The following is a 6,639-nucleotide window of genomic DNA, read 5'->3' as shown; positions in this document are numbered from 1 at the left end:
TCCGCAACCCCTCATCAACACCAGCGGTGCCATTGCGCACCAACTCGAGCCAAGTTGGGTCGCTAGCCAATACCGGAATCACGGACCCTGGTATTACCAACCCCGATGGTTCTGCCGGCCGTTACCTACCTGATGTCGCTAGCAGCTTCGTACCGGTTGTTCGGTCTCCCAACCTCTTCCACGACAACGTTGACAGCCGCGTCAAAGATGTGGAGTGGCGTTGTTCGTAGAGGTGAGCAAGTTGTCGCTCGTAGCCGGGCACATCTGCACATCCCCTTCTTTTGGTGAACCGTGAGATTTGCGGAATGTGCAAGCCGTTTAATCGCCGCGCGGCCTGGTCAGGGTGAACTGGTCGACGACGCTGAGCGCACCGGCGGGCCCGTGCACCGCGTAATGCGTGGCTTTGATGGACGTCTTGCCGCCCGGTTGACCAGGGTCGACCTCGAAAGCGGCGAAGCCGTAAGGGTTCTCGCGATCGCGGAACGCCGACCACGGCGCGTCCTCTGTCAGATAGATCGGCGCCTTGCGGCCAATCGAAGGATCGAATCCGCCAACCCGGGTCACCACGCGGCACCGCGGTCGGGCGAAGAACAGCGTGTTCGACGGCGACGACGTTCCCCCGCCGCCGATGACGACGTGCACCGTTCCATTGGTGGTGTCGACGACGTCGGCGCGGGTGGCGACGGGTATCGGCGTGCGGGTGTCGCCGCCCAGCACGCCGCGGATCGGATGCGAGCGCTCGTAGTGGTGTTCGTGGCCGCACACCACCAGGTCGACCTGGTAGCGGTCGAACAATGGCAGCCATTCCTCGCGGATGCCCAGGTCGGCGCCGTTGGTGCGGTCGGTGGTCGAGATCGCCGTCTGATGCATACACACGACGATCCAGTCGATCGCCGAGTCGCGGCGCGCATCGGCGAGTTCGCTTTCCAGCCACCGCTTTTGCGCACCGCCCGAATAGCCGTGGATGTAAAAGTTGCCGCCGTCCTGGAAGCACACATCGTCGTTGTTGAGGCTGATCACCCGCACCGAACCGGCGGTGAACGCGTACCACAGCCCACGAAATTTCGGGTCTGATCCCGAATCCGGCAACGCGAAGTACGTCTGATAGGCGGCGTAACCGACTGGCCCATTGCCGAGTTCGTTTTCATGGTTACCTGCCGCCGGCATCCACGGCCGATAACGCGCCGAGCGGGCGTTGTTGTCGAACCAGTCCGACCAGGTGCGGATCCGGTCACGGGCCAGGTTGGCATAGCACAGGTCGCCGTTGACCAGGTTGAACAGCGGACCGATGCGCTCGACGGCGGCAGTCATATCCCCAGCGGCCGGTGATCCAAGGTTGTCGCTGGAGTACCTGCTGCCGACCATCCTGCCCAATGTCGGGGTGGCCTGGTCACCGAAACTGGTGAAACACATCGGCTTTCGCCCCGATGGCGCGGTGCGCACCGTTCCCAGCTCGGGGCTGGTGCCGTCGTGTACGGCGGCGTAGACGTAGTCGCTATCCGGTGTCAAGTTGGCCAGCACGGCGTGGTTGACGCGAACCTCGGTATTGGACTTGGCGTCGCGGTAGGTGCGGGTCTCGGCTTGCACGGTCCGCCCGAAACCGGATCCGGGCGCGCCCACCATTACCCGCGGATTGCGCACCGGCTCGGTAGTGTGCCACGACACCACCACTTCGGTGGAGGCGTTCGGGCCGAACTGCAAATGCAGACCACCGACCGGCGGGCCACCAGTGCGGTCAGGCTGCGGCCACAAGGCAGGTGCCGGCGGATGGGATCGCGTCACCACCGCGCCGCCCACACCGCGGCCCGCTCCGAGGACCGCCGACGCCGCGCCCGTGGCAAGCAGCGTCCGCCGACTGATGCCCGGCGGTCGCGGGGCGGCACCGTCGGCCGGTTCCGGATCTTCGGCCACCCTTGCTTCATACCTGAACTGGGCGACAGCCGACATAAGCGCCGGTGAACACCCGTCACAGCGGGCGGGCACCATGGCCACCGCACGGAATCGGTGGGTCACTCGACGCGTCGAGGTCGGAGCTGCATATGGTGGCTATAGCCATGTCCCTGCGATCCGGGAGCCAACGATGGCAACCACTTTCACCGATTCCAAAGACGAGCTGATGCGTCGCGCCCAGGAGAGCCTTGCCCGCAACGTCGGGGAGTCCGGATTGACCACCCGCCAGAAGCTGGCATTGACCTGCCGGGCCTTGTTCGACGCCGGGCACGATTCCGGACTGGCGGGCCAGATCACCGCGCGGGCCGAGCAGCCCGGCACCTACTACACCCAGCGGCTGGGCCTGGGGTTCGACGAGATCACCGACGCCAATCTGCTGCTCGTCGACGAGGATCTCAACGTGCTCGACGGCGAGGGAATGGCCAACCCCGCCAATCGTTTTCACAGCTGGATCTACCGGGCGCGGCCAGACGTTCAGTGCATCGTGCATACGCACGCCTTCCACTGCGCGGCGCTGTCGATGCTCGAGATCCCGCTGATCGCGTCGCAGATGGACACCACCCCGCTTTACGATGACTGCGCGTTCCTGGCCGACTGGCCCGGCGTGCCGGTGGGCAACGAGGAGGGCGAGATCATCAGCGCTGCCCTCGGCGACAAGAAGGCGATCCTGCTGGCCCACCACGGCCAGGTGGTGGCGGGCGCCAGCATCGAGGAAGCCTGCTCGCTGGCGGTGCTCATCGAGCGTGCCGCCAAACTGCAACTGGCCGCCATGGCAGCCGGCACCATCCAAAAACTGCCAGAGAAGCTGGCCCGTGAGGCCCACGACTGGACCCTGCGACCCGAACGCAGCCGGGCGAACTTCGCCTACTACGCGCGCCGCGCGCTCAAGCGCCATCCCGACGTTTTGACCGGTTGACCCGTAAGGAGCATGTCAGTGTCCGAGCCGTCGCTGCCGAGGATTCACGGCATCATCGCCTATCCGGTAACCCCGTTCGCCGCCGATCCGGCCGGCACGATCGACACTGCGGCGCTGACCGCACTGGTGGATCGGCTGGTAGGCGCCGGAGTCCACGCGATCGCCCCACTCGGCAGCACCGGCGAACTGGCCTACCTCGACGAGAACGAGTTCGACACCGCGGTCGACACCACGATCTCCGCCGTCGACGCTCGCCTGCCCGTCGTCGTCGGCGTGTCAGATCTGACCACTGCCAACACAATTCGGCGCGCCAAGTATGCGCAGAAGGCGGGCGCCGACGCGGTGATGGTCCTGCCGGTGTCCTACTGGAAGCTCACCGAGCGCGAAATCGTCGAGCACTACCGCAGTATCGGCGAGGCGATCGGGATTCCGATCATGGCGTACAACAATCCGGCCACCGCCGGGATCGACATGAGCCCCGAGCTGCTGGTGACGATGTTCGAGACCATCGACAACCTCACCATGGTCAAGGAGTCCACCGGTGACTTGTCGCGGATGCAGCGCATCGCCGAGCTCAGCGGCGGGCAGCTGCCGTTCTACAACGGCAGCAACCCGTTGGTGCTCGACGCATTGAGGGCCGGCGCCTCCGGATGGTGCACGGCCGCGCCGTGTTTGCGGCCGCAGCCATGCATCGAGCTGTACGACGCTGTGCGCGTCGGCGAGCTGGACAAGGCGCAAAAGATTTACGACGAACTCAAACCGCTGCTGGAGTTCATCGTCGCCGGCGGGCTGGCCACCACGGTCAAGGCCGGGCTCGATCTGCTCGGTGTGGGCGTTGGCGATCCGCGCCGGCCGTTGCTGCCGCTCGACGACCAGGGCCGGGCCAGGTTGCGCGGGTTGCTCGCCGACGTGGCTTGACTTTGCCTCGAACAAGAGTTCGAATAGGGTATGCGTTGGGAGCAGCAGAGCGTCGCCGTTGACGACGGCGCCCTGCCGGGCCTGGAGCGCATCGGCTTGGTCCGCAGTGTGCGCACACCGCAATTCGACGGCATCACGTTTCACGAAGTGCTGTGCAAATCCGCGCTGAACAAAGTCCCGAACGCCTCGATGCTGCCGTTCCGCTACACCGTCAACGGATACCGTGGCTGCGCGCATGCCTGCCGATACTGTTTCGCGCGGCCTACCCACGAATACCTCGATCTGGACTGCGGCAACGACTTCGACACCCAGATCATCGTCAAGACAAACATCGTCGAGGTGCTGCGGCGGGAGCTGCACCGCAAATCGTGGCGCCGCGAGAAGGTCGCGTTGGGCACCAACACCGATCCATACCAACGGGCCGAAGGCCGCTATGCGTTGATGCCGGGCATCATCGGTGCGCTCGCGGAATCGGGCACGCCGCTGTCGATTCTGACCAAAGGCACCCTGCTGCGCCGTGACCTTCCGCTGCTCGTCGAGGCCGCCGCGCAAGTGCCGGTCAGCCTTGCGGTGTCACTGGCGGTGGCTGATCCGGTGCTGCACAAGGACGTCGAACCGGGGACACCGAGCCCGCAGGCCCGGCTGGGGCTGATCAGCGCCGTCCGCCGCGTGGGATTGGAGTGCCACGTCATGGTCGCGCCGGTGCTGCCGTATCTGACCGACTCCGTCGAGCACCTCGATGCTTTGCTGCGCGAGATCGCCGCCGCCGGCGCCGCCGGTGTGACGGTATTGGGCCTGCACCTGCGCGGGTCGACCCGCGGCTGGTTCATGTCGTGGCTGGCGCGGTCACATCCCGAGCTGGCTGCGGCCTACCAGGAGTTATACGGGCGCGGCGCGTATCTGCCGGAGCAGTACCGAAAAACATTGCGCGAGCGGGTAGAACCGCTGATCGCACGCTACGGTCTGGGCGGGCAGCGGCGAGCGGTCACGGAAACCACCACCGAACCTACTGTCGCGGCACTGCAGCCGACGCTGTTCTAGCGGCCCTAGCCCAGATCGGCTGCGTGGAAGGTGTCGCACTTGTTCGGGTCACCGGTCTGATAGCCGACGGTGAACCAGTGCTGCCGCTGCTCGGACGAGCCGTGGGTCCACGACTCCGGGTTGGTGCGCCCAGTTGCCTGCTTCTGGATCCGGTCGTCACCCACCGACGCCGCGGCCGACAGCGCGTCGGCGATGTCATTGTCGGTCAGCGGCTCCAAGAACGGCGCGCCGGTGCTCTCCTGTCTGACCGTCGCCGCGTAATGCGCCCACACCCCGGCGTAGCAGTCGGCTTGCAGCTCGGTGCGTACGCCGTTGCCGCCCGCGCCCTGCGCGCTCTGCTGGGCGCGGCCCAGCACACCCTCCAGGTTCTGCACATGGTGGCCGAACTCGTGAGCCACCACGTACTCCTGCGCCAACGGCCCACCGCTTGAACCGAATTGGTCTTTGAGCACTTGGAAGAAGTCGGTGTCGAAATAGGCGGTCCTATCCAGTGGGCAGTAGAAGGGGCCCACCTCGCTGGTCGCCGGGCCGCAACGGGTGTCCACCGCGCCGCTGAAGAGCCGCACGTGCGGGCGGGTGTAGCGGGGCATCAACTGTTTCCAGACCGCGTCCACCGAGTTGCCGGTGGCCACCACCCGGCACTGCACGTATTTGTTGGCGTCGGCGCCGGTCCGGCACCTGTCCAGGTCGAAACCGGGTGCGGTGTTTTCGCCGACGTTCACCGGCTGCTGGCTGAGCACGTTACCGGGATCCACACCGAGGAGCATGGCCACGACCGCGAACACCAGCCCGCCGAGGCCGCCTCCAATCGCGATCATCCGGCCCCCGCCGCCACCGGACGTCGACGTCGTGCTGGTGTCGATCTGCATACCTTCGTTGAAGGTCATCCCGCTCTCCGTTGAATCTGGTCGTCGGCTGGCTGACCGGCGAGGACGAGGTGAGTGATTACTGTCGCGCGGTGGCGAACCGCTTGTCGGTGTAGGCCCGTAGATTGGCCAGGAACCGGCGCAGCATCAAGTTCAGCAGTGGGCGCGCGATAAACATCGCCATCCGGGCCGCACCGGCCGGTTTCTGCGCCATGGTCCAGGTCAGCCGGCAGCCGCCGGGGGTTGGCTCGACGCGGTAATCCTCGGCGAAGGCCGCGACGGCGCGGGTCGAGCATTCGTTGAACCGAAATGCCATGCGGTGGAACGGTTCCCACGCGAGGAACTCCTCGTCGCCGACGATGCCGCGGCGCAGGTGGACGGTTCGCGTCGCGCCGACGGCGCGCGGCTCCGGGCTGGTCCATGTCACTTTGGTGATCACCGTCGCCCACTGGGGCCACGACTGCGGGTCGGCGAGGACCTCGAAAAGCTGCTCGGGTGTGATGGCCAGTTCGACGCTGTTGCGATACCGGTACGGCGCCCTCTCGATGAAGTCGAGGTCGACACGTTCGCAGGGGACCATGGCGTTAGACATTAGCCCGGACCGTCGCTCGCCGCGGCGAGAAGGGGCACCACGACGTCGCTGATCGGCGTCGGCAAACCGTGCGTCCGCGCCCTGCGGATGATCACGCCATTGCGGATGTCCCATTCCAGTTCTCGGCGGGCTTCCCGGTCGGTCAGCATCGAGGTGGCCATGTCGACCGGAGCGGCACGGAACATGTCCACCAGTTCGTCGACGACGTCGTCGCCCAGGCGGGCGCCCTCGGCACGTGCGACGGCCAGGCACTCGGCGAGGTAGCGACGGGACAGCGCGGCGACGTCGTCGCGGCGAAACATCCCCGAACGCCGCCCGCTCAGCACCATCAGGCCTCCCACCGCGTTGGCCAGCAG

At 66.2% G+C, this 6,639-nt stretch carries 7 protein-coding genes; 3 read left to right on the top strand and 4 right to left on the bottom strand.

Going from position 1 to position 6,639, the window contains the following annotated elements:
- Positions 1–318: 318 nt before the first annotated feature.
- Positions 319–1,911 carry a purple acid phosphatase family protein gene (locus ACFE99_RS20990; RefSeq protein WP_375488334.1) on the bottom strand — a complete coding sequence of 531 codons (1,593 nt, stop codon included), beginning with the start codon at positions 1,909–1,911 and terminating at the stop codon, positions 319–321.
- A 169-nt stretch (positions 1,912–2,080) separates the two neighbouring features.
- On the opposite strand from ACFE99_RS20990, the gene ACFE99_RS20985 reads away from it, so the two are divergent.
- Genes ACFE99_RS20985 through ACFE99_RS20975 form a run of 3 tightly spaced genes read left to right on the top strand, consistent with a single transcriptional unit; the run spans position 2,081 to position 4,825 of the window.
- Positions 2,081–2,866, top strand: coding sequence for an aldolase (locus ACFE99_RS20985; RefSeq protein WP_375488333.1), 786 nt, complete (start codon positions 2,081–2,083; stop codon positions 2,864–2,866).
- Between the two features lie 18 nt (positions 2,867–2,884).
- The gene (locus ACFE99_RS20980; RefSeq protein ID WP_375488332.1) at positions 2,885–3,784 is read left to right on the top strand and encodes a dihydrodipicolinate synthase family protein; all 900 of its coding nucleotides are present in this window, start codon (positions 2,885–2,887) and stop codon (positions 3,782–3,784) included.
- 30 nt (positions 3,785–3,814) lie between these two features.
- A complete protein-coding gene (locus ACFE99_RS20975; protein WP_375488331.1) occupies positions 3,815–4,825 on the top strand; it encodes an Rv2578c family radical SAM protein in 1,011 nt (336 codons plus the stop codon).
- A gap of 5 nt (positions 4,826–4,830) precedes the next feature.
- On the opposite strand, the gene ACFE99_RS20970 is transcribed toward ACFE99_RS20975, so the two are convergent.
- The 3 genes from ACFE99_RS20970 to ACFE99_RS20960 all read right to left on the bottom strand — a co-directional run.
- Entirely contained in the window at positions 4,831–5,712 is an 882-nt protein-coding gene (locus ACFE99_RS20970; protein WP_375488330.1) for a neutral zinc metallopeptidase, read from the bottom strand.
- Between the two features lie 58 nt (positions 5,713–5,770).
- Positions 5,771–6,271: an SRPBCC family protein gene (locus tag ACFE99_RS20965; RefSeq protein ID WP_375488335.1), complete on the bottom strand. Its 501-nt coding sequence runs from the start codon at positions 6,269–6,271 to the stop codon at positions 5,771–5,773.
- A gap of 11 nt (positions 6,272–6,282) precedes the next feature.
- On the bottom strand, positions 6,283–6,639 hold a 357-nt coding region (locus ACFE99_RS20960; protein ID WP_375488329.1), incomplete at its 5' end, for a ketopantoate reductase C-terminal domain-containing protein.

The sequence above is a fragment of the uncultured Mycobacterium sp. genome, from assembly GCF_964249325.1.
Taxonomy (GTDB): domain Bacteria; phylum Actinomycetota; class Actinomycetes; order Mycobacteriales; family Mycobacteriaceae; genus Mycobacterium.
The sequence above is the reverse complement of the archived record's forward strand: the minus strand, read 5'-3'. Positions and strand labels throughout refer to the sequence as shown.

Coding starts and splice junctions, on each gene's coding strand:
- ACFE99_RS20970 (WP_375488330.1), bottom strand. CDS start 5,712: ATGACCTTCAACGAAGGTATGCAGATCGACACCAGCACGACGTCGACG.
- ACFE99_RS20975 (WP_375488331.1), top strand. CDS start 3,815: ATGCGTTGGGAGCAGCAGAGCGTCGCCGTTGACGACGGCGCCCTGCCG.
- ACFE99_RS20965 (WP_375488335.1), bottom strand. CDS start 6,271: ATGGTCCCCTGCGAACGTGTCGACCTCGACTTCATCGAGAGGGCGCCG.
- ACFE99_RS20985 (WP_375488333.1), top strand. CDS start 2,081: ATGGCAACCACTTTCACCGATTCCAAAGACGAGCTGATGCGTCGCGCC.